The sequence below is a fragment of the Pseudomonas sp. NCIMB 10586 genome (assembly GCF_023127895.1).
Classification (GTDB): domain Bacteria; phylum Pseudomonadota; class Gammaproteobacteria; order Pseudomonadales; family Pseudomonadaceae; genus Aquipseudomonas; species Aquipseudomonas synxantha_A.
The window spans coordinates 46993-67987 of record NZ_SPKQ01000002.1 but is presented as its reverse complement, the minus strand read 5'-3'; the positions used below and the strand labels follow the sequence as shown (position 1 = coordinate 67987).

The window sequence follows — 20995 nt, the reverse complement described above, 5'->3', positions numbered from 1 at the left end:
TTCTGCAACCGCCGCCTCTTTCGGGACGCGGCGGTTTTTTTTGCCCTCCTACAGAGTACGGGCATAAAAAACCGCAGTAATGCACTCAGGGATTACAACCCGCTGCCGTTACAGTAGTGGCAATGTGATACGTGTCAGCCCGGTTGTGCTTAACTGGCTGCATAAAGGCACAGTGCCATTATTTTGCGGGTCGGAGTTTTACCCTTGTCACGCGTGTCTGCTGTACGTTTCAGTCATTTCCTACCTTCGCTGCTGCTGTTGCTGGCCGGGCTTTCGGCTGCGTACGTCAAGGACCTCAACGTCTTCTTCACCTCGCTCTTCAACGTGTTGCCGACCCTGGTCCTGCTGCTCGGCGGCGCGTACTGCGCGGTCTATCGGCGCCAGCGTGAACTGTTCCTGATGATCACGGTGTACGTCGCCTATTTCCTGCTGGATACCCAGACCGATTTCTACCGCGACAATGGCCGCGTGCGTGACGACGCCGCGGTGGTGTTCCACCTGTGTTGTCTGCTGTTGCCGTTGCTGTTCAGCATCTATGCGCTGTGGCAGGAAAAAACCCATCTGTTCCGTGACTTCGTCGCCCGCTGCGCGGTGTTGCTGGCGGTGGGCAGTGTGGCGCTGGCCCTGGAGCAAAGTTTCCCCCAGGCTTTGCTGGGCTGGTTGGCGGAGATTCGCTGGCCGATGCTGCATGGCGCGTGGATGAGCCTGATCCAGCTGTCCTATCCCATGTTCCTGATCGGCTTCCTTACCCTGGCCGCCCAGTATTGGTATCAGCCGCGCCCGCTGCACGCCGCCCAATTGGTGGAGTTTTTGGGCCTGTTCTGGATGTTGCCGCAAACCTTCATCCTGCCGTTCACCCTCAACATCATGTGCAGCCAAGTGATGTTGATGATTGCTGCCGGTGTGGCCCACGAAGCCTATCAAATGGCGTTCCGCGACGAACTGACCGGCTTGCCGGGACGACGCGCCCTCAACGAACGCATGCAACGGCTGGGGCGCAACTATGTGCTGGCGATGAGTGACGTTGATCACTTCAAACGTTTCAACGACACCCATGGCCACGACGTGGGCGACCAGGTGCTGCGCCTGGTGGCGAGCAAGCTGTCCAAGGTCAACGGCGGCGGGCGCGCCTACCGGTATGGCGGTGAAGAATTTGCCGTGGTATTTGCCGGCAAGACCTTGGATGAATGCATGCCGCACCTGGAGGAGATTCGCGAGATCATTGCCGGCTACGCCATCAAGTTGCGTAACCCGGATCGTCCTCATGACGACCACCAAGGCCGTCAACGGCGTGCGGGCAGCGGAGCCTCCAGCGTGTCGGTGACGGTCAGCATCGGCGTGGCCGAGCGTCAGGCCGAGCAGCGTAACCCTGAAGAGGTGCTCAAGTCCGCCGACCAGGCGCTGTACGCCGCCAAGGGCGCCGGGCGTAACTGCGTGATTGCGGCCGGGCAAACCCGTCGTGGCGCGGTGCGCACGCAAAGCGCTGCGGGTTGAGTCAGCGCGCTGTATTTACTGTGACTTAAAAATACCAGATAGTCACAAGCAGACCCTATGTGTCTGAAAAGTTGTTCGGGTACACTCGGGGTCTGTAAAACCGATCCTATCGAATCACTTTTCATGTTCCCACGAGGTTTGCCATGGCTGATTACAAAGCGCCGTTGCGTGATATGCGCTTCGTCCTCAACGAAGTTTTTGAAGTCGCCAAGACTTGGGCCGAACTGCCGGCATTGGCAGACACCGTTGATGCCGAAACCGTTGAGGCGATCCTCGAAGAGGCCGGCAAGGTTACCGCCAAATCCATCGCGCCCTTGAGCCGCGGCGGCGATGAGCAAGGCTGCCATTGGACCGACGGCGCGGTGCGTACCCCGGACGGTTTCCCCCAGGCTTATGCGACCTACGCCGAAGGCGGCTGGGTGGGTGTGGGCGGCGATCCGACCTATGGCGGCATGGGTATGCCCAAGGCGGTGTCGGCGCAGGTTGAAGAAATGATCAACTCGTCGAGCCTGGCATTCGGCCTGTACCCGATGCTGACCTCCGGCGCCTGTGTCTCGATCAACACCCACGCCAGCGAAGAGCTCAAGGCCGCGTACTTGCCGAAGATGTATTCCGGTGAGTGGGCAGGTTCCATGTGCTTGACCGAAGCCCATGCCGGCACCGACCTGGGCATGATTCGCACCAAGGCCGAGCCTCAGGCGGACGGTTCCTACAAGGTCAGCGGCACCAAGATCTTCATCACCGGTGGCGAGCACGACCTGACCGAGAACATCATCCATCTGGTGCTGGCCAAACTGCCGGATGCACCGGCGGGGCCCAAGGGCATCTCGCTGTTTCTGGTGCCCAAGTTCATGGTGAACGCCGACGGCAGCCTTGGCGCGCGCAACCCGGTGACCTGCGGTTCGATTGAACACAAGATGGGGATCCAGGCGTCCGCGACCTGCGTGATGAACTTCGACGAAGCCGTGGGTTATCTGGTCGGTGAGCCTAACCGTGGCCTGGCGGCGATGTTCACCATGATGAACTACGAGCGTCTGGGGGTGGGCATCCAGGGCCTGGCGTCCGGCGAGCGCTCCTATCAGAACGCGATTGAATACGCCCGCGACCGCCTGCAAAGCCGCTCCCCGCTGGGTGCACAGGCCAAGGATAAAGTGGCAGATCCGATCATCGTGCATCCGGACGTACGCCGTATGCTGCTGACCATGAAGGCGGCCAACGAAGGCGGTCGTGCGTTCTCCACCTACGTGGCGACGCAGTTGGACATCGCCAAGTTCAGCGACGATGCGCAGGCGCGCGAGCGCGCCGATAACCTGGTGGCGTTGTTGACACCCGTGGCCAAGGCGTTCCTCACCGACCTGGGCCTGGAAACCACTGTGCTCGGGCAGCAAGTGTTTGGTGGCCATGGCTATATTCGCGAATGGGGCCAGGAGCAGTTGGTGCGTGACGTGCGCATCACCCAGATCTACGAAGGCACCAACGGCATTCAGGCGCTGGATTTGATGGGACGCAAGATCGTCGGCAGCGGCGGTGCGTTCTACACGCTGTTCGCCGATGAGATCCGCCAGTTCATCGCTGAATCGGGGGCCGAGCTGGCCGAGTTCACCACGCCGCTCAGCGCAGCGGTGGATAACCTGGATGAATTGACGGCCTGGGTACTGGACCGCGCCAAGAGCAACGCGAATGAAATCGGTGCAGCGTCGGTGGAGTACCTGCATGCATTCGGCTACATGGCCTACGCCTATATGTGGGCGCGCATGGCCAAGGCCGCGTTGGGCAAAGAGGCCGAGGAGGCTTTCTACGCCAGCAAATTGGGGACTGCACGTTTCTACTTTGCCCGTCTGCTGCCGCGCATTCATTCGTTGAGCGCGTCGGTAAAAGCCGGTAGCGAATCGTTGTTCCTGATGGATGAAGCACTGTTTTAAGGGCCTGTAGGGCGTGTAAGCAATCTCTTACATGACGTGCTGCTAATCGTCCTCTATCGCCAAATTGGATCCACGGATAATCTACTTCACATGGACGTCGCGCAGGAAGCGCAAAGCAACAACACGGACACGTAGGATTCTGCCAGGACGGCGGAGTGAAATGGATGTCAGGGAAACAGTCTGCAAAGCCCCGCTTCGGCGGGGTTTTCTTTTGCCCGCGAAAAAGTCAGGCGCTTGCCTGCGGGGCATTCATCACGTCTTCCAGCAGGGTGCGCAGCAATGCGACGGTGGCCTGTTGGCGTTGCACATCGCGGCACACCAGCCCCACCTTCAATGGCACCCTCGGTTCGCTCAAGGGTTTCCACAAAAGCGCCTGGCTGTTGTGTTCGTCCTGGGAACGCCCCGGTAGCACCGTCGCCAGCTTGGTGTGGGGCAGGCTGTCGAGTATTCCCACCATGGTGTTGAGCTCCGCTTGCACCTGCGGCCGCCGCCCCAGGTTGGCCAACTGGCCCTGCCAGATCTGCCTGACTTGAAACTCCTCCCCCAACAGCAGCATCGGTAACTCGGCAGCTTGTTTGAGCGAGACTTTCTTGAATTCGCGCAGCGGATGGTCGTCGGGAATCACCACCTTCAACTCATCTTCATACAGCAGCACACCGTGCAGGCCTGGCTGGCGTGGTGGCAGGTAACTGATGCCAATGTCGAGGGAGCCGTTGAGCAACCGCCGCTCAATCTCAAGCCCCGTCAGCTCGTAAATCTGCACCACCAAATGAGGCTGGGCCTTGCGCACGCGCTCAAGCATTTGCGGCACCAGGCTGGTGTGCACGGTTTGCAGCACGCCGATGGCCAGGGTCCGCATGGCCTGGCCCTTGAAGTTGCGTAGCGCTTCGACGGCTTGCTGCATGCCATCAATGAGCGGCAACGCGTGGTTGTATAAGGTGTGCGCCGCCAGGGTCGGCAGCAGCCGCTTGCTGCTGCGTTCGAACAGACTTACATCAAGGTTCTGCTCCAGCTGGCGAATCTGTTGTGACAAGGCCGGTTGCGAGATCGAAAGACGCTCCGCAGCACGCCCTACGTGGCCTTCCTCATACACCGCGACGAAATAACGCAGTTGCTTGAAATCCATAAGGCTTACTTATCGAAAAAGCTGGAAAATCGAAATGGCCGCTGGCCCCCGAGACGCCTAGTCTAGCGCCTATTCGCAGGGCTTACAGGGCCGGATCGGACAATGAACAGCGTTTTTGTTGATAGCGTTTACATAGGCAAGGCAAAAAAACCTCAGGTGCAATGGTCCGGCCGTAACCACCAAGGTCAGGTTGCCAATGGGGGTAAGTTGTGAATCTGTTCAACATCCGCCGCCCCGCCCCGAGCCTGGATGACCTGATCCAGGATGCCCCACGCGACACGCATTCAACCGAGCATTTGATGCCCACTGTGGCGCGCCCACCTCAAGTGTTTGTGCGAGGCCAGGGCTCGTGGCTGTGGGACAGTGATGAGCGTGCCTATATGGACTTCAGCCAAGGCAATGCCGCCAACAGCCTGGGCCATAGCCCACAGGTATTGATCAAGGCCCTGGCTGCGCAAACCCAGGCGCTGATCAATCCCGGCAATGGCCTGCATAACCGTGCCCAACTCAATCTCGTCGAGCGTCTTTGCCAGCATACCGGCAGCGACCAGGCTTACCTGCTCAACAGCGGCGCGGAAGCCTGCGAGGCGGCAATCAAACTGGCGCGCAAGTGGGGGCAACTGCACCGTGGCGGGGCCTATCGCATTATCAGCGCCAGCAACGGTTGCCATGGACATGGCTTCGCTACGCTAGCCGCTTCGGCTGGTACCTTGGTAAACCGCTTCGAACCGCAATTGTCGGGCTTCAGTCACGTTCCCTTCAATGATCTTCCCGCCCTGCATGCTGCCGTGGATGCCCAGACGGTGGCCATTCTGCTGGAACCGATCCAGTGCGAAGCCGGCGTGATCCCGGCGACCGAACACTATCTCAAAGGCGTCGAGCGGCTGTGCCGCGAACTGGGGATCCTGCTGATCCTCGACGAAGTGCAAACCGGCATGGGCCGCTGTGGCACCTTGCTTGCCGAGCAACAGTACGGCGTGCATGCCGACATCATCACCCTGGGCAAGGGCCTGGGCGGCGGTGTGCCGTTGGCGGCGCTGCTGGCACGGGGCAAGGCCTGTTGCTTTGAAGTGGGTGAGCTGGAAGGCACCCATCATGGCAATGCATTGATGGCCTCGGCTGGGTTGGCCGTCACCGATACCGTGCTTGAGCGCGGTTTTCTTGAGCATGTACGCGTGTTGGGCTGTCACCTGGGCGAAGGGCTTGCCCGCCTGGCCTATCGCTACGGCCATGGCCCATTGCGCGGGAATGGCCTGATGTGGGGGCTTACCTTATCGGATGATTCTGCGGATGCGGTGGTAAAAGCCGCGCTGCAAGAGGGACTGATCCTCAGCGCGCCGCAACCCGACTGCCTGCGCTTCACACCGGCGCTGACGGTGAGCAAAAGCAACATCGACGAAATGCTCCTGCGCCTGGCCCGCGCCTTCTCACGGGTGCGCACCGCGCAACTGCAATGCCGAAAGGGCATTGCTGTTTAACCGTCCAATTCCTGAACCGTCTCGCGGTATACGCGGCGCCCTCAGCCTGATTCTTTTGGCTGGGGGCGTTTTTTTGCCTGAGTAATTTCTGGTGTGAAAACGTTTATTGAGTCTCTTTGGAAACGATGGCTTTTTAGCGAGCGTCGGCAAGGACTGCCGGAGGGGCACGACGTGCTCGACTTTTAATCTATACCACTGGGTGGTATGTTTTAGGAAGGGATCTCCATGAGGCTCAGGTTGTTCAAAACAAGGCGATTTGCCGAGGCGGCCACTAAAGTCTGGATCTGCGATTCTGAGTTGAGGAAGGCGTTTGGCGAAATGTTGAGGGGGCAGGCAGATAATCTGGGAGGTGGTGTCTGGAAAAAACGTCTCAACCAGAATCGGCATCGGTCTGTTGTATTGGCCAAGGGCAGGCATTATTGGGTTTATCAGTTTCTGTTCGCGAAGCAGGATCAAAGCAATATAACGCAGAGCGAACTTGTCTGGTTTCGAACACTTGCCAAAACTTATGAAGGGTTAAACGAAGCACAGATTCAGCGCATGCTGGATCTCAGGGAGTTTGTGGAGATACATCATGACCAAGAAGTATAAAAGTGAGGCGCTTGAGTCCATTCATCAGTCTGCCGAAGCGCTTCATGCCATCGGCGCCATCAGCAAAACCACGCTTCGAGAATATGATGAAGCATGCTTATCTGCCATGCCGGACCAAATCCCTGCCGAACAGATCAAGCAACTGCGTGAAAGCAGCCATGTCAGCCAACCTGTATTTGCCCGCTACCTGAACACCAGTGCTTCCACGGTCAAAAAATGGGAGTCGGGCGAGAAACGGCCCAGCGGCATGGCACTCAAGTTGTTGAGCGTCGTGAAGAAGCATGGTCTGCAGATTCTGGCGTGAGATGGCCCGATGCCAGAATCCACTGAACCCTCACGAACCGCCAATGTCGATTAGCTACACGGCTCACACGAGCCGATTTTCTGGAGCTGACCCATGGACATTATTCGTATCATCATCGCTATTCTGCTGCCGCCACTGGGTGTGTTCCTGCAAGTAGGCTTCGGCGGTGCATTCTGGCTGAATATCCTGCTGACCCTGTGCGGTTACTTCCCTGGCATCATCCACGCGGTGTACATCATCGCCAAGCGTTGAAGCCCTCAGCCTTTTGCAATGAGCCGTGAGTTGCGCTCATTGCGAAAGGCCAGTTGCTCGATGGTCTGGGTGGCATGTTCGGCTTCTTCCCGTGCCTGCAGGATGATGCCGTGCTGCTCGGACTTACTGCATACAGGGTCGGCATTGCTGGCGTCACCGGTGAGCATGAACGCCTGGCAACGGCAGCCGCCGAAATCCTTTTCCTTTTCATCGCATGAGCGGCAGGGCTCGGGCATCCAGTCGTAGCCGCGAAAGCGATTGAAACCAAACGAGTCGTACCAGATGTGCTGCATGCTGTGGTCGCGCACATTGGGAAACTGCACCGGCATCTGCCTCGCGCCGTGACAGGGCAGGGCGGTGCCGTCCGGTGTCACCGTCAGAAAGATGCTGCCCCAGCCGTTCATGCAGGCTTTCGGACGCTCTTCATAATAATCCGGTGTCACGAAGATCAGCTTGCACGGATGACCTTCGGCTTCCAGTTTGGCGCGGTATTCATTGGTGATGCGTTCGGCGCGCACCAACTGGTCTCGGGTCGGCAATAAGCCCACGCGATTAAGCTGCGCCCAGCCGTAGAACTGGCAGGTGGCGAGTTCGACAAAATCCGCTTCCAGCGCGATACACAGCTCGATGATGCGGTCGATCTTGTCGATATTGTGCCGATGGGTGACGAAGTTCAACACCATCGGGTAGCCGTGTGCCTTGACCGCACGGGCCATTTCCAGCTTTTGCGCGAAGGCTTTTTTCGAGCCGGCCAACAGGTTGTTCACCTGTTCGTCGCTGGCCTGGAAACTGATCTGGATATGGTCCAGCCCGGCCTTTTTGAAGTCGCTGATTTTCTGCTCGGTCAGGCCGATACCGGAGGTGATCAGGTTGGTATAGAAGCCCAGCTTGCGGGCCTCGGCGATCAGTTCGGCCAAGTCCTGTCGCACCAGTGGTTCACCCCCGGAAAACCCCAGCTGTGCGGCACCCATCTCGCGGGCTTCGCGAAACACCTTGATCCATTGCTCGGTGCTCAGCTCTTTGCCCTGCTCGGCGAAATCCAGCGGGTTGGAACAGTACGGGCACTGCAGCGGGCAGCGATAGGTCAACTCGGCCAGTAGCCACAGCGGCAAGCCGATGGCGGGTTTTTCAGGCAAGGGTGATCCAGTGCTCAGCACGGGCGACCTCCATGAATTGCTCGATGTCTTCACCGAGCTCCGGTACGTCGGGGAATTGTTGGTCCAGCTCGGCGATGATGGCTGCCACGTCGCGCTCGCCGTCGATCAAACCGCCGATCAACGCGGCGCTGTCGTTGAGCTTGATCATGCCTTCCGGATAGAGCAGCACATGGCCTTTTTGCGCAGGCTCATACTGGAAACGGTAGCCCTGGCGCCAGGTCGGTATTTTGCTGCGATCAAAGCTCATAGGGTGATCCCTTTATGCCACACCCGCTGCTCGGTCACGCTGTGATAGGGCGGGCGTTTGAGTTCGTAGGCCATGCTCATTGCATCGAGCATGCTCCATAGAATATCCAGTTTGAACTGGAGAATTTCCAGCATGCGCTCCTGACCCTCGCGGGTGGTGTAGTGCTGCAAGGTGATCGCCAAGCCATGTTCCACATCGCGACGAGCCTGGCCCAGGCGGGTGCGGAAGTATTCGTAGCCGGCCGGGTCGATCCACGGGTAGTGCTGCGGCCAGCTGTCGAGGCGCGATTGGTGGATCTGCGGCGCGAACAGCTCGGTCAGCGAGCTGCTGGCAGCTTCCTGCCAACTGGCGCGGCGGGCGAAGTTGACGTAGGCGTCCACCGCGAAGCGTACGCCGGGCAGCACCAGTTCCTGGGAGCGCAGCTGGTCCGGGTCGAGGCCAACGGCCTGGCCCAGGCGCAGCCAGGCTTCGATACCGCCGTCTTCCCCCGGTGCGCCGTCGTGGTCGAGCAAACGCTGGATCCACTCGCGGCGGATCTCACGGTCCGGGCAGTTGGCCAGGATCGCGGCGTCTTTCAGGGGGATGTTCACCTGGTAATAGAAGCGATTGGCGACCCAGCCCTGGATCTGCTCGCGGGTAGCGCGGCCTTCATACATCGCCACATGGTAGGGGTGATGGATATGGTAGAAGGCGCCCTTGGCCCGCAAGGCTGCTTCGAACTCGGCGGTCGTCAGCGGTGTGTCAGTCATTTCAGTGGCTCCTACAATTCAATGCTCATGCCGTCGTACGCCACTTCGACATTGCGCCGCACCAACTCGGCTCGCTCGGGGGAATCTTCATCGAGGATCGGATTGGTATTGTTGATGTGGATAAGCACCTTGCGCTGCTTGGGCAACTGCTCCAGCACTTCGAGCATACCGCCCGGGCCGTTCTGCGCCAGGTGGCCCATCTCGCGCCCGGTGCGGGTGCCGACGCCACGGCGCTGCATTTCATCGTCATCCCACATCGTGCCGTCTACCAAAAGGCAATCGCTGCCGCCCATGATATCCAGCAGCGGCGCGTCGACCTTGCCCAGGCCCGGGGCGTAGAACAGTTTACCGCCGGTGCGCAGGTCTTCGACGATCAGGCCGATGTTGTCACCAGGGTGCGGGTCGAAGCGGTGCGGCGAGTAGGGCGGCGCTGCGCTGCGCAACGGCAGTGGGGTGAAACGCAGGTTGGGGCAGGCCGGAATGGTGAAGCTGGCGTCCAGTTCGATGCGGTTCCAGGCCAGGCCGCCGTTCCAGTGGGTCAGCATGGTGAACAACGGGAACCCGGTGCTCAGGTCTTCATGGACCATGTCGGTGCACCACACCTGATGCGGGCAGCCTTCACGCAGGCTCAACAGGCCAGTGGTGTGGTCGATCTGGCTGTCCATCAGGATGATTGCGCTGATACCGGTATCGCGCAGGGCGCGCCCGGGTTGCATGGGCGCAAAGCCCTGGAGTTGCGCGCGGATATCCGGCGACGCGTTGCACAGTACCCAATTCACACCGTCGTCGGAGATCGCGATGGACGACTGGGTGCGCGCCTGGGCCCGCAGGCTGCCATCGCGAAAGCCTGCGCAGTTCACGCAGTTGCAGTTCCACTGCGGGAAGCCACCGCCGGCGGCGGAACCTAGAATCTGGACAAACATGATCGCTCCATCAAGCACAGCTCAAAACAAAAACGCCCCGGGCGAACCGAGGCGTTGTATTACTCAGCCAATCAACGGCTGGCGAAGTACATGGTGACTTCGAAACCAATACGCAGATCAGTGTAAGCAGGTTTGGACCAGGTCATATTCTTACTCCTATCAAGGGATGGGACGTTCACTACCAAGTAATACATATAGTCCACCTCCCACTGGAGATGTTCAGATATTGCTGCGCAATGTTACGCAATTCTTTTCAAGTTAGCGCTGTCTCGATGGAAAAAGCCTGTTGCAGGGTTGGCAACGATCATTGTGCCGCTTGCCAGTCATCGCTGATACGCGGGCCGTTAGCTACGCAACGCCAGCCGCCTGCTGCTTCAAGGAGTTGTTGGGCTGCGTGCTGCAAGTCCTCGCGTGTGCGGCTTTGGATCAGGTGTTGAAGTTGATCCAGGTAACTCGACGAATGACCCGCCAACTGCGCGTGCCAAAGCAAATCGGCGGCTTGGCTGACGGGGAGTGCCTGCGCCGTGAATTGCTGCGCAAGAGGCTGATTGCCCACGTCTGCGCTGCGTTCGATCAAAGACGGCAGTTGTTGCAGGAAGGCTTGCAGGTGTTCGGCGATCCTGCCCAGTGACAGGCTGGGCGATTGCACGCCAAACAACAGGCCGGTTTGCCCGTTGACTTGTCGGATGCCGCTGAACACGGCGTAGCCGATTTGCAGCTCAACTCTCAAACGTTGGTAGAACGGGCCCTGGAGCATATGCCCGAGCAGTCGCCAGTTGGCCTCATCGACGAGAGATTGGCTCGGCACTGGACAAAAAAGCAGCAGCGCAGCGTCGCTGGATGCGGTGTTCACCGGGTGCCAGATCCGCTCCCCGTCAAGAACTTCAGGTGTGCATTGAATGTTGGCCGGCTGCCCTGGCAAGCGGGCGGCGGCGATTTTGATCGCCGCTTCACAGGCCGCAGGCAAACCCGCACCCAGCCCCTGCCAGTGAGCGGTGGACCACGACGCTGGTGTCTCCGAGGAGTCGGCTGAAACACCGACGCAGCAAGCCGGCAACGCCTTGAGAAGTTCGCGAATGGCGATCATTGGCGTGGGCGTCGGTGATGACAGATGTGCATCCGAGCTGCTCAGGCTGCGCGCCAACGCTTCGAGCACGGCCGGCATCGGTTCGTGAAGGCCGTGCATGTTCACCCGCCAATCGTTGCCAATGGTTTCGCAAGACAACTCGACACCCGCTTGACGGGCTTGCTCGCGCAACGGCTGCAACAGGCTTTCCAATCCGGCGGGTACGGCAGCGTCAAACCGCCAATGCAGGTACAGCGCGCCTTCGTCGGTGTCACCTGCCAGTGCGTTGCTGAAGGTCAGCGCCGATAACTCCCTCCGGCCCCGTAAGCGATCCTGGGCAAAGGTACGCAAGCCCCGATGGGCGCTGGTTTGGCCGCGGATCAAACCGGCGCGTTCTTCCTTGGCCGGCGCACGAAGAAAGGGGTTACCCGGTGGGAGTTGCCAACCGTGTTCAGACGCGGGCAGATGCAGCGAGGCCAGCATGGCCTTGAGGGCTGCAATGCCTTGGTCCGACAGGTCTTCGCTGTCGTCGCGAGCCAATGTCAGGGCGCCTTGAACCTGCTGTTGACGCGCATTGAGCAAGGCAAGCTCTTCACGTAATGGATTCCAGTCGCTGTGTGCGAAAAAGCTCAGCCAGTCATACAACAAGGCTTCGATCTGCGTCGCCGGTTGGCGGTCGCTATCGAGGGTAACGTCGATATCCAGTACCGCCTGGTCCGCGTAGTGGTACAGCACAGACGCATGCAGCGCGCTGGCCAGTTGGCTAGCTTTCAGTTTGGCCAACAACCCGCCTGCCGCCGAAGCGTTGAGCCAGGTGCAGAGAAACTCCAGTGCTTGGCGGGGGGCGTTACAGGTGATGACCTGATGCAGGTGCTGGCTGGCGGTGTGTTGATAGCTGCGTGCCTGGCCGTGCATCAGGGGTGGTGGTGCGGTTTGCGGGTGCAGGGGGCCGGCAATCAGTTCGTCACCGAACTGCTGGGCAAGGGTTTGCAAATCTGCCAGCGATTGCGGACCGGCGAGGCTCAAGGTCATCTGCCCGCTTTGATAGAAGTGCCTATGGAATTCGCGCAAGGCTTGCTGAAAATCGTCGCTTTCCACCGTCAGGCTGTCGCGGTTGCCGGCATGGAATCCTCGCAGCGGGTGATCGGCCGCTAAACCTTGCAACAACGCAACTTGGTGTTGTGCGCTGGCGTCCTCGGACCAGGCCACGAATTCCGCGTGCAGCACTTCGCGTTCACGTCGTTGATCGTCGAGCGTCAGGCGTGGATGAGTCACCATGTCTGCCAACCGCGCCAGCCCGTCAGCGAAGGCCGACACCGGCAGCTCAAAGAAATACTCGGTGGTTCGCTCGCGGGTACTGGCATTGACCTGCCCACCGAGGCGCTGCACGTAGGCCATCAATCCTTCCCCGGCCGGAAAACGCTCGGTACCGAGAAACAGCAAATGCTCAAGAAAGTGTGCCAGCCCCGGCCAGGCCAATGGCACATCGTGACTGCCGGCAGCCACGCGCAGAACGGCGGCGCAGCGCTTCAAGCGCGGCGCATGGCGCAGGGATACTCGCAGGCCATTGGCCAGGGTCAGATGAACGGGGTGAGGGTGAACCGGCGCAGGCATGGGCACTTCCGAGGCGTGAGAAGTGCCTATGCTAGCAAACCCGTGGGGTCAGGGCTTGTGCAGCGCGCCGTAGAGTTCGGGGCGTCGGTCTTGCAGGTAGTGGTTGGCGGCGCGTGCGCTGAGGATTGACTGGCGATCCAGGGTGCCGACGATCAAGGCTTCGTCCAGGCCGGCCTGGGCGATACGTTGGCCATCCGGTGCGGCAATGCTGCTTTGTCCACAGTAATGAATCTCGCCTTCGTGCCCGCAGTAATTGGCATAGGCCACAAAGCACTGGTTTTCAAACGCCCGCGAACGCACGGTGACGTCGGCGACAAAATCGAACGGCACCATGTTGGCGGTGGGCACCAGAATCAGTTCGGCGCCGGCCAGGGCCAGACGCCGGGTATTCTCCGGAAACTCCAGGTCGTAGCAAATCAGAAACCCCAGCTTCCAGCCGTTGAGTTCTACCACCGGAAAATCATCGTCGCCTGCGCTGAACATGGCGTGATCCAGATCGCCAAACAGGTGGGTCTTGCGATAGTTACACAGGCGCTGCCCCTCGGCGTCGATCAACTGGACGGCGTTGTAGATCTGCCCATCGTCAGCCCGCTCCGGATAGCCGTAAAGAATGGCCAGCCCGGCGTTTTGCGCGATCTCGGCAATGGCTTGGGCAGACTCCCCATCCCGCGCCTCGGCCAACGCGCCAACGGCTTCGGCGCCGATGTTATAGCCCGAGAGAAACATCTCTGGCAGCACCAGCACATCGGCGTCGGATGCCTCTTGCGCCAGTTGGCGCAGGCGCTGGATATTACCGGCCACATCCAGCGGCAGCGGCGGGCATTGGTACAGGGCGACACGCATGTTCAGCTCCTTACTCGGCCAGGGCGATTGGCCCAATTTCATCGAACACATCGCCGGGGCCCGGGTTCTCTGGGTGGGTGCTGCCACCGAAGTGAGTCATGATGCCCCACACCGCGTTGAGCGAGGTTTGTACGGCGCCTTCGACCCACGCGGGCGTCCACGATACGTCGTCACCGGCGATGAAAATCCCGCGTTGTTCGGCGGGCATGTCTTTCTGCATGAAGTGCGCGTACATCCGCTGGTTGTAGCGATAGTGGCCGGGCAGTGCACCTTTGAAAGCCCCGAGGAAGTGCGGGTCGGCTTCCCAGGAAACCGTGATCGGGTCGCCGATGATGCGTGCCTTGATATCGACGTTGGGGTAGATCTTGTTCAACGCGTCCAGGGCCAGCTTCACCCGCTTGTCGATAGGCTGGGGAAGCATTTTCAGGGCGTCGCTCATCCACGAGTAGGAAAGGCAAATCACCCCCGGCTTGTCGTCGCCATTATCGAACAGATAGGTGCCGCGGGTCAGGCGGTCGGTGAGGGTCATGCTCATCAGGTCGCGGCCGGTTTGCGGGTCTTTGTCTTTCCAGAATGGGCGGTCAACCATCACGAAGGTTTTCGACGACTGCATGTAGCGCGTGCGGTCCAGGGCCATCCACATTTTTTGCGAGAACAAGGTTTCGTCGCATTCAATCTGGGTGGTCAGCAGCCAGCTTTGGCAGGTGGTCAGCACCGCGGCGTACTCGCGGGTATCACCGTAGTTGTCAGTGACGGCGAAACGGCCATCGGCCGCATGAGCAATGCGTTTTACCCCTGCCCGTGGTGCGCCTCTATGCAGCAAGCTGAGGCTGGTGCCGGCCGGCCAATGGGCGCAGCGCTCCGGCACATGACGCCAGATGCCCATGGGCACTTGCGCTACGCCGCCAACGACCAGGTGTTGATGGTCGTCGCAGTTGGTCATCACCACGCGGAAGATTTCCAGCATGGAGTTGGGGAAGTCCGAGTCCCAGCCGCCGGTGCCGAAGCCGACCTGGCCAAACACCTCGCGATGATGGAACGACAACTTGGCAAAGGCCTTGGAGGTTGCGACGAAGTCGTAGAAGGTACGGTCATCCCACAGCGGCACGAGCTTGTTCCACAGTTCTTTGAGCCGCGGTACATCACGGTCGCGGATCGCCTGCTGGATATCGCCGAACTGCGAGCCGGCTTCCAGTGCATCGGCCCAGGCATCGGCCACTTCCTGAAACAGCGCAGGCAAGTCGGAGAGTTTTTGTGCGTAGTGGGTCTGGCCTTCCAGATCAATCACAGTGCTGCCGGACGCCGGGGTCAGCGGGTTGGGAAAGGGTTTGGTTTCCAGCCCCAACTTGTCTACGTAATGGTAGAACGCCGTCGACGACACCGGGAAGCGCATCCCGCCCAGCTCGGCGATGATGCCTTCGGCGCCTTCGAAGGCCTGGGAGCGCAAGCGGCCACCCATCTTCGAGGCTTCATACACCACTGGCTTGAGCCCCAGCTTCATCAGCTCGTAGGCCGCGACCAAACCAGCGATACCGGCGCCCACGATCGCCACTTCGGCCCCATGGTTGGCGGCGGGAATACTGCCCAGCCCGGCGGGGTGCTCGATCCAGTCATCAAAGGCAAAGGGGAAATCCGGGCCGAAAATGGTGATGGGTTTCTTGCCGTCTGCTGGGTGACGATTGGTCTTGCTGATAGTGCTGGACGGAATGCTCATGGCTGACCTTACTGACGGCTCGGCGGGATATGGCCCGTTGAGTATAGGAAAAGATGGCAGCCAGTTTAGGGAGCGTAGCGCTCGTTAATAAGACGCAATGTGTCGTCGGATTGCACTGATTTTTGTCAATATGACGAAGTTATCGATCAGATTGGCTGTCCGCGATCCAATTTGTTGCTGAGGATGATCGAGGTGGTGGTTTTCTCCACACCGTCGACACTGCCGATCTGGTCGAGCAGTTGGTCCAGTTGCTCCGGCGAATCGGTGCGCAGCCAGGCCACGTAATCGAATTCGCCGCTGACCGCACACAACTGCTGCACCTGCGCCATGGCACTCAGCCTGCGCAGCACCTCTTTGCCTGAGCGTGGTTGCACGGTAATCCCCACATAAGCCTGCAAACCCCCATCCGCGACGCGCTGGCCCAAGCGCACGCCGTAACCGGTGATCACCTGGGTTTTCTCCAGGCGTGCCAGGCGTGACGTGACTGTGGTGCGCGCAATCCCCAGTTGCCGGGCAAGCATGGCCACGCTTTCGCGGGCATTGAGCTGCAGGGCGGCGATCAGTTGGCGGTCGATTTCGTCTAGGGCGTGCAAGGGGGGGACTCCGGTGCGGGGGGTAATCGGGATTTATGTTACAGGCATGTGTGGCCGAGATGGCAGGCACGGAAGTTTTGAGCGTGGGCCGTTAGGGAGCTTAACGCTCCAGTGCATAAAAACTGACAGAAGTTTGCTGGTGAGACGGTCTACCTCGTTGTCATCATATTTTGTCTGGGGCCCGTTCAAGGTTGGACGGTCTTTTCATTGGTATGTTTTGTGTGTGTAAAAAGCGCGCTGCCCATTGGCAGTGTGTAATATACACACTGCAAGGTGGGGCGATGAGAAGTAGAGAGGTAATTGATCTGCTGGTTGCGGATGGATGGTTTGAGGTGGCGACAAAGGGCAGTCATCACCAGTTCAAACATCCTATAAAGCGGGGGCGAGTGACCGTCCCTCATCCCAAGTCAGAGATTGCCAAAGGCACTTTGCATAGTATTTTTAAATCAGCAGGGCTTAAGTGATGAGCCAGGCTGACGGTGAAGGAGCCCAGTGGGCTTGTTCAGAGGAGGAATGATGAAATTTCCAGTGGTAGTACATAAAGATGCTGATTCGGATTACAGCGTAACAGTCCCTGATGTACCCGGTTGCTTCTCGGCGGGCTCTTCGTTTTCCGAAGCGTTGGATAATGTACGGGAGGCGCTGGCGCTGCACCTCGAGGGGCTGGTTGCCGACGAGGAAACCCTTCCGCAGGCGCAAGAGGTTGATGCTCATCTCGAAAATCCGGACTACGCCGGTGGTGTCTGGGCGATTGTTGATTTTGATCTCGCGCCTTACTTGGGTAAGTCGGTACGGTTCAATGCTTCTTTACCCGAGCAGCTTCTACACCGGATTGACGAACGCGTGCAAAAAGATCATCGCTACGCTTCCCGATCAGGTTTTTTGGCGACGGCGGCGCTGCGTGAATTGTCCGCTTGAGTGAAATGCCAGATGCACAAAAGCCGCGCAATGCGCGGCTTTCAAGTTGGTGGGCCCAGCAGGACTCGAACCTGCGACCAAGGGATTATGAGTCCCCTGCTCTAACCAACTGAGCTATAGGCCCTCAGTAGGTCGCGGATTATAACGATGGTTTGTTCACTGTGCCATCCGAAAAATCCTCCAGCTTCGTACGAAGGAAGCTCGCGGCAAAAAGCTCCGGCGGCAGGGGCAGGCTGACGATGTAGCCTTGCATCTGTTCACAGCCTTCGGCGGCGAGGAATGTTTGCTGTGCGGGGGTCTCCACGCCTTCGGCAATGATGGTGAATTGCATGCTGTGGCCCAGCGCGATGATGGCGCGCACGATGGCGACGTCGTGGGGATCGTCGGGCAGGCCTCGAACGAAGGATTGGTCGATCTTGAGGAAGTCCAGGGGCAGGCGCTTGAGGTAGCTGAGGGACGAGTAGCCAGTGCCAAAATCATCGATCGCCAGCTGGACGCCCAAGCGTTTGAGTTGATGCAGAACCCCCAGGGCTTCTTCGGCCTGGCTCATGATGAAGTTCTCGGTGATCTCCAATTGCAGGCAGCCAGGTTCAAGACGGTAATCGCGCAGCAGTTGTTCGATGCGTGACAACAGGTTGGGGTGACGCAGCTGCGCGCCTGCGAGGTTGACCGACAGTGGCCCGAAATCGTCGAAAGCCTCTTGCCAGGCGTGCAACTGCCGACAGGCTTGTTCCAGCACCCAGTCGCCAATCTGCAGGATCGTGCCGTTCTCTTCGGCCAGGGCGATGAAGTGTTCGGGCGGGACGTCGCCCAAGGTCGGGTGATGCCAGCGGATCAGGGCTTCGGCGCCGATCAGCTCCTGGGTCAACAGGCTGCGCTTGGGTTGGTAATAGAGGCTCAGCTCTTCACGTTCGATGGCACGGCGCAGCTCGTGCTCCAGCGCTACGCGTTCATTGGCTTGGGCCGTCAAGTCGCGGGTATAGCTTTCGACACGGTTGCGGCCCTTGGCCTTGGAGCGATACATCGCAGCATCGGCGTTCTTGACCAGAGTGGCGACGTCGGTGCCATCCTGTGGGTAAAGGCTGGTGCCAATACTGGCGCTGATAAAAAACTCATGGTCACCGGCCTGGAATGGGGGTGTAAAGCAGTCGAGCAGTTTGTTCGCCAGATACTGGGCATCGCCGGCCTGCTGCAAGCCGGGCAGCAAGATGATGAATTCATCCCCGCCCAGGCGGGCAACGGTGTCGACGTCGCGCAGTTGCTGCTTGAGGCGTACGGCGATGTCTTTGAGCAGCAGGTCGCCGACCGGGTGGCCGAGGCTGTCGTTGATGTGTTTGAAACGGTCCAGGTCAAGAAACAACACCGCGCCTTGCCTGCCGCTTTCCTGCTGGCCGTTAAGGGCGGCCTGCAGTCGATTTTCAAACAGGGTGCGGTTGGGCAGACCGGTCAGCGGATCGTGGTGGGCCTGATAGTCCAGGCGTGCCTGGGCCAGCTTGAGGCTGGAGATGTCGGCAAACACGGCAACGAAGTGCGTGATCAATTGGTCGCGGTTACGCACGGCGCTGATGGTCAGCCAGCTTGGGTACACCTCGCCGTTCTTGCGGCGGTTGGAAATCTCTCCCTGCCAGTGTCCATGGGCCGTCAATTGGTGCCACATCGCCGCATAGAATGCGCTGTCATGCAGGCCCGAGGCGAGCAGGCTCGGGGTATGGCCGAGTGCTTCGATTTCGCTGTAGCCGGTGATCTCACTGAAGGCGCGATTGACGGCACTGATGTTCTGTCGTGTGTCGGTGATCAAAACGCCTTCAGCGGTGCTCTCGAATACCGTGGCGGCCTGTTGCAGTTTTTCCTGCATCTGCTGGCGTTCGGTGATGTCCCGAGCGATGGTCAGCATGCAGTCTTCGTCACCGATGGGCAGCGGGCGACTGGAGACTTCGCAGAGGCGAAGCTGGCCGTCGGCGCGACGGATATGGCAGATGAAATCACGCACGAAGCCGTCGCGCTGCATCAATTCCAGCATGTGCTTGCGTTCGTTGAGGTCGACCCAGATGCCCAGGTCCAGGGTTGATTGGTCGAGGGAAGAGGCGCTGGTGAATCCGGTCAGATGGCTGAAACCTTCGTTCACCTCAATCAATAGGCCATCCCTTTGGCGACTCAGCAGCAAGCCGTCGGGGGACGCATGGAACGCCTTGGCGAACTTCTCTTCGGAGGTTTGCAGTTGCTGTTGGGTTTCCTTGAGCTGGGTGATATCGCGCACTACCACCACCAGAGCTTCGGTGGTGTCGAGTTGGAAAGGCTCAGCTGAGATCAGCCCCGTAAACGCTTGGCCGTTGCTGCGCAGAAAGGACATTTCCAGGTTGCGGATACTGGTGGTCTGTACCCGCTGCAACAAATCCGGCCCGACGCCCTGAATGTCCCATATATTCAGATCTGAGGCGGCTTTGCCCACGACCTCGTCGGCGGTCAGGCCAATCTGGTCCTCGAATGCCTTGTTGACCTCCAGCAGGCAGCCATCGGATAGCCTGGCGATCACCAGAATGTCGGGGCATTGTTGGAACACCGACGCAAACTTCTGCTCGGACAGTTGCAGGGCTTCCTCCGTGCGCTTGGCTTCGCTGATATCGATCATCAGGCCGCGCAGCACTGGCTCATGGCCGTGTTCGATCAGGCTGACAATATCGCGCACCCACAGGCAACGGCCGTCCGCCGTGATGACCCGGTAATCGACGCTGTGATCACGATTGGCACGGGTTTCCCGGTAGCAATACGCTTCGGTGCGCGTGAGGTCGGCGGGGTGAATGATGTTGCGCCAGAAACCCGGAATCAGCCAGTGGGCGCGCGGATAGCCGAGCAAGTCTTCGGCATGGGGCGACACATAGCTGTAGGTGAAATCGCTGATGCTCGCTTCCCAGGCGATGGCGGACAAGCTCTCTACCAGGCCGCGATAGTGGTATTCGCTGCTGCGCAGTTCTTGTTCAAGGGCGACCCTGCGGGAGATTTCCGAACTGAGCCGGCGATTGATCCGAATGACCACCGCCAGCACGGTACTGAGCAACAATACAGCGGGCAGGCCGTACGTCAGCAGGTCGACCCAGAAGGTGCGGTGATCGGTGAAGCTGCCGACCCAATGTTGCTGGATCGCATCGGTTTCGGCTGAGCTAAGGTCGGCGAGGACTTTGTCCAGGATGCCCACCAGCATTTTCTGTTCCTGCGGGACGCCCATTGCCAATTGGTAGCGATAGGGCGTTTCGCCACTGACGTACAAGCCATCGAGCTTGAGTTGGCGCAGGCTCCAGACGCTGGATGCCAAGTCGCCGACGACTGCATCCACTTCATCGGTGGCCAGGGCTTGCAGCGTCGAACTGACGTTGGGCATCGCCACCAGATTCAGGTCCGGGTGGTGAGTGCGCAGCAATTCATGGGGCGCATAGTTTTCCACCACGGCAATTTTCAGCCCGTACAAACCCTTTAGGTTGCGTGGTTTCGCGCCGCCTTCATGGGCAAGGATGACAATGGGAAAATCGAGGTAGGGGCGTGTAAAGGCCAGGTAGCTTTGGCGCTCCGGAGTGGACATGATGCCGGGTAGCAAGTCGAGCTGGTTGCTCCGGGCTTGTTCAAGTACAGCGGTCCAGTTTGCCGGTTCGATCAGCTTGATCCTGACACCCAGTCGGTCCTGGATCAGGCGCACATAGTCGGCAGCCAGGCCCTGGTAACGACCATTCTCATCACGGTATTCAAAGGGGGGCCAGGACGCGTCCACCCCAAGGCGAAGCTCCTGATGGTCCGCCAACCAGCTACGCTCATCCTCCGTGAGAGTCAACGCGCCAGCCGTTGCGGTCCAGGTCAGCAGCGACAGTAGCAACACGGTCGGCAATCTGGGCATAACGGTCTCGTTATGGCACGGGGAATAGTTCGAGTGTAGACGGGCATTTCAGGGGAGGGGTGTTGCGGGGAATTTTATCTGTGCAAAACAAAACCCCCGGCCTGGGCCGGGGGTTCTGGTA

General features: G+C 59.5%; 19 protein-coding genes and 1 tRNA gene. 8 read left to right on the top strand and 12 right to left on the bottom strand.

The features are described from left to right. The first annotated feature begins 204 nt into the window (after window positions 1-204). Together E4P01_RS00605 and E4P01_RS00600 are read left to right on the top strand one after the other, a co-directional pair. A complete protein-coding gene (locus E4P01_RS00605) occupies window positions 205-1494 on the top strand; it encodes a GGDEF domain-containing protein (protein ID WP_248129852.1) in 1290 nt (429 codons plus the stop codon). 143 nt (window positions 1495-1637) lie between these two features. Continuing rightward, on the top strand, window positions 1638-3416 hold the full coding sequence (locus tag E4P01_RS00600; protein WP_078822486.1) for an acyl-CoA dehydrogenase C-terminal domain-containing protein: 1779 nt from the start codon (window positions 1638-1640) through the stop codon (window positions 3414-3416). Window positions 3417-3642: 226 nt separating this feature from the next. Here the strand turns inward: E4P01_RS00600 and E4P01_RS00595 are convergent, their stop codons facing one another. Beyond that, window positions 3643-4542: a LysR family transcriptional regulator gene (locus E4P01_RS00595; RefSeq protein ID WP_005792083.1), complete on the bottom strand. Its 900-nt coding sequence runs from the start codon at window positions 4540-4542 to the stop codon at window positions 3643-3645. 209 nt (window positions 4543-4751) lie between these two features. On the opposite strand from E4P01_RS00595, the gene E4P01_RS00590 reads away from it, so the two are divergent. The 4 genes from E4P01_RS00590 to E4P01_RS00575 all read left to right on the top strand — a co-directional run bounded on the left by E4P01_RS00590 (window position 4752) and on the right by E4P01_RS00575 (window position 7167). After that, the gene (locus E4P01_RS00590) at window positions 4752-6020 is read left to right on the top strand and encodes an aminotransferase class III-fold pyridoxal phosphate-dependent enzyme (protein ID WP_216090391.1); all 1269 of its coding nucleotides are present in this window, start codon (window positions 4752-4754) and stop codon (window positions 6018-6020) included. 225 nt (window positions 6021-6245) lie between these two features. Further along, the gene (locus E4P01_RS00585) at window positions 6246-6611 is read left to right on the top strand and encodes a type II toxin-antitoxin system RelE/ParE family toxin (RefSeq protein ID WP_032879120.1); all 366 of its coding nucleotides are present in this window, start codon (window positions 6246-6248) and stop codon (window positions 6609-6611) included. Beyond that, window positions 6595-6915 (top strand): DNA-binding transcriptional regulator, encoded by a 321-nt coding sequence (locus E4P01_RS00580; protein ID WP_032879122.1) that lies wholly within the window; start codon window positions 6595-6597, stop codon window positions 6913-6915. Before E4P01_RS00585 ends, E4P01_RS00580 begins: the two co-directional genes overlap by 17 nt. Before the next feature lie 93 nt (window positions 6916-7008). After that, entirely contained in the window at window positions 7009-7167 is a 159-nt protein-coding gene (locus E4P01_RS00575; protein ID WP_003194776.1) for a YqaE/Pmp3 family membrane protein, read from the top strand. Window positions 7168-7172: 5 nt separating this feature from the next. Here the strand turns inward: E4P01_RS00575 and pqqE are convergent, their stop codons facing one another. From pqqE to E4P01_RS00530, 9 genes are all read right to left on the bottom strand, one after another. Further along, window positions 7173-8324 (bottom strand): pyrroloquinoline quinone biosynthesis protein PqqE, encoded by a 1152-nt coding sequence (gene pqqE / locus E4P01_RS00570; RefSeq protein ID WP_005792079.1) that lies wholly within the window; start codon window positions 8322-8324, stop codon window positions 7173-7175. After that, complete coding sequence (pqqD, locus tag E4P01_RS00565) at window positions 8296-8571, bottom strand: pyrroloquinoline quinone biosynthesis peptide chaperone PqqD (RefSeq protein ID WP_216090390.1); 276 nt, start codon at window positions 8569-8571, stop codon at window positions 8296-8298. Before pqqD ends, pqqE begins: the two co-directional genes overlap by 29 nt. Further along, window positions 8568-9320, bottom strand: a complete 753-nt coding sequence (gene pqqC, locus E4P01_RS00560; RefSeq protein ID WP_017138042.1) for a pyrroloquinoline-quinone synthase PqqC — start codon at window positions 9318-9320, stop codon at window positions 8568-8570. Before pqqC ends, pqqD begins: the two co-directional genes overlap by 4 nt. Before the next feature lie 11 nt (window positions 9321-9331). Beyond that, the gene (gene pqqB / locus E4P01_RS00555) at window positions 9332-10243 is read right to left on the bottom strand and encodes a pyrroloquinoline quinone biosynthesis protein PqqB (RefSeq protein WP_005792074.1); all 912 of its coding nucleotides are present in this window, start codon (window positions 10241-10243) and stop codon (window positions 9332-9334) included. Window positions 10244-10314: 71 nt separating this feature from the next. Beyond that, window positions 10315-10389: a pyrroloquinoline quinone precursor peptide PqqA gene (gene pqqA / locus E4P01_RS00550; protein WP_003194766.1), complete on the bottom strand. Its 75-nt coding sequence runs from the start codon at window positions 10387-10389 to the stop codon at window positions 10315-10317. Between the two features lie 158 nt (window positions 10390-10547). Continuing rightward, on the bottom strand, window positions 10548-12923 hold the full coding sequence (gene pqqF / locus E4P01_RS00545; RefSeq protein ID WP_216090389.1) for a pyrroloquinoline quinone biosynthesis protein PqqF: 2376 nt from the start codon (window positions 12921-12923) through the stop codon (window positions 10548-10550). Window positions 12924-12971: 48 nt separating this feature from the next. After that, window positions 12972-13766, bottom strand: a complete 795-nt coding sequence (locus tag E4P01_RS00540; RefSeq protein WP_032879127.1) for a carbon-nitrogen hydrolase family protein — start codon at window positions 13764-13766, stop codon at window positions 12972-12974. A gap of 10 nt (window positions 13767-13776) precedes the next feature. Beyond that, entirely contained in the window at window positions 13777-15459 is a 1683-nt protein-coding gene (locus E4P01_RS00535; protein ID WP_032881195.1) for an NAD(P)/FAD-dependent oxidoreductase, read from the bottom strand. Window positions 15460-15626: 167 nt separating this feature from the next. Next, a complete protein-coding gene (locus E4P01_RS00530; protein ID WP_216090388.1) occupies window positions 15627-16073 on the bottom strand; it encodes an Lrp/AsnC family transcriptional regulator in 447 nt (148 codons plus the stop codon). Window positions 16074-16354: 281 nt separating this feature from the next. On the opposite strand from E4P01_RS00530, the gene E4P01_RS00525 reads away from it, so the two are divergent. Together E4P01_RS00525 and E4P01_RS00520 are read left to right on the top strand one after the other, a co-directional pair. Further along, window positions 16355-16537 carry a type II toxin-antitoxin system HicA family toxin gene (locus E4P01_RS00525; RefSeq protein ID WP_082629601.1) on the top strand — a complete coding sequence of 61 codons (183 nt, stop codon included), beginning with the start codon at window positions 16355-16357 and terminating at the stop codon, window positions 16535-16537. Window positions 16538-16589: 52 nt separating this feature from the next. Then, the gene (locus tag E4P01_RS00520) at window positions 16590-16991 is read left to right on the top strand and encodes a type II toxin-antitoxin system HicB family antitoxin (protein ID WP_216090387.1); all 402 of its coding nucleotides are present in this window, start codon (window positions 16590-16592) and stop codon (window positions 16989-16991) included. Between the two features lie 47 nt (window positions 16992-17038). Here E4P01_RS00520 and E4P01_RS00515 read toward each other — a convergent pair. Next, window positions 17039-17115 (bottom strand) — tRNA-Ile (locus tag E4P01_RS00515). Window positions 17116-17130: 15 nt separating this feature from the next. Then, window positions 17131-20874 carry a bifunctional diguanylate cyclase/phosphodiesterase gene (locus E4P01_RS00510; RefSeq protein WP_216090386.1) on the bottom strand — a complete coding sequence of 1248 codons (3744 nt, stop codon included), beginning with the start codon at window positions 20872-20874 and terminating at the stop codon, window positions 17131-17133. Between the last annotated feature and the right edge of the window lie 121 nt (window positions 20875-20995).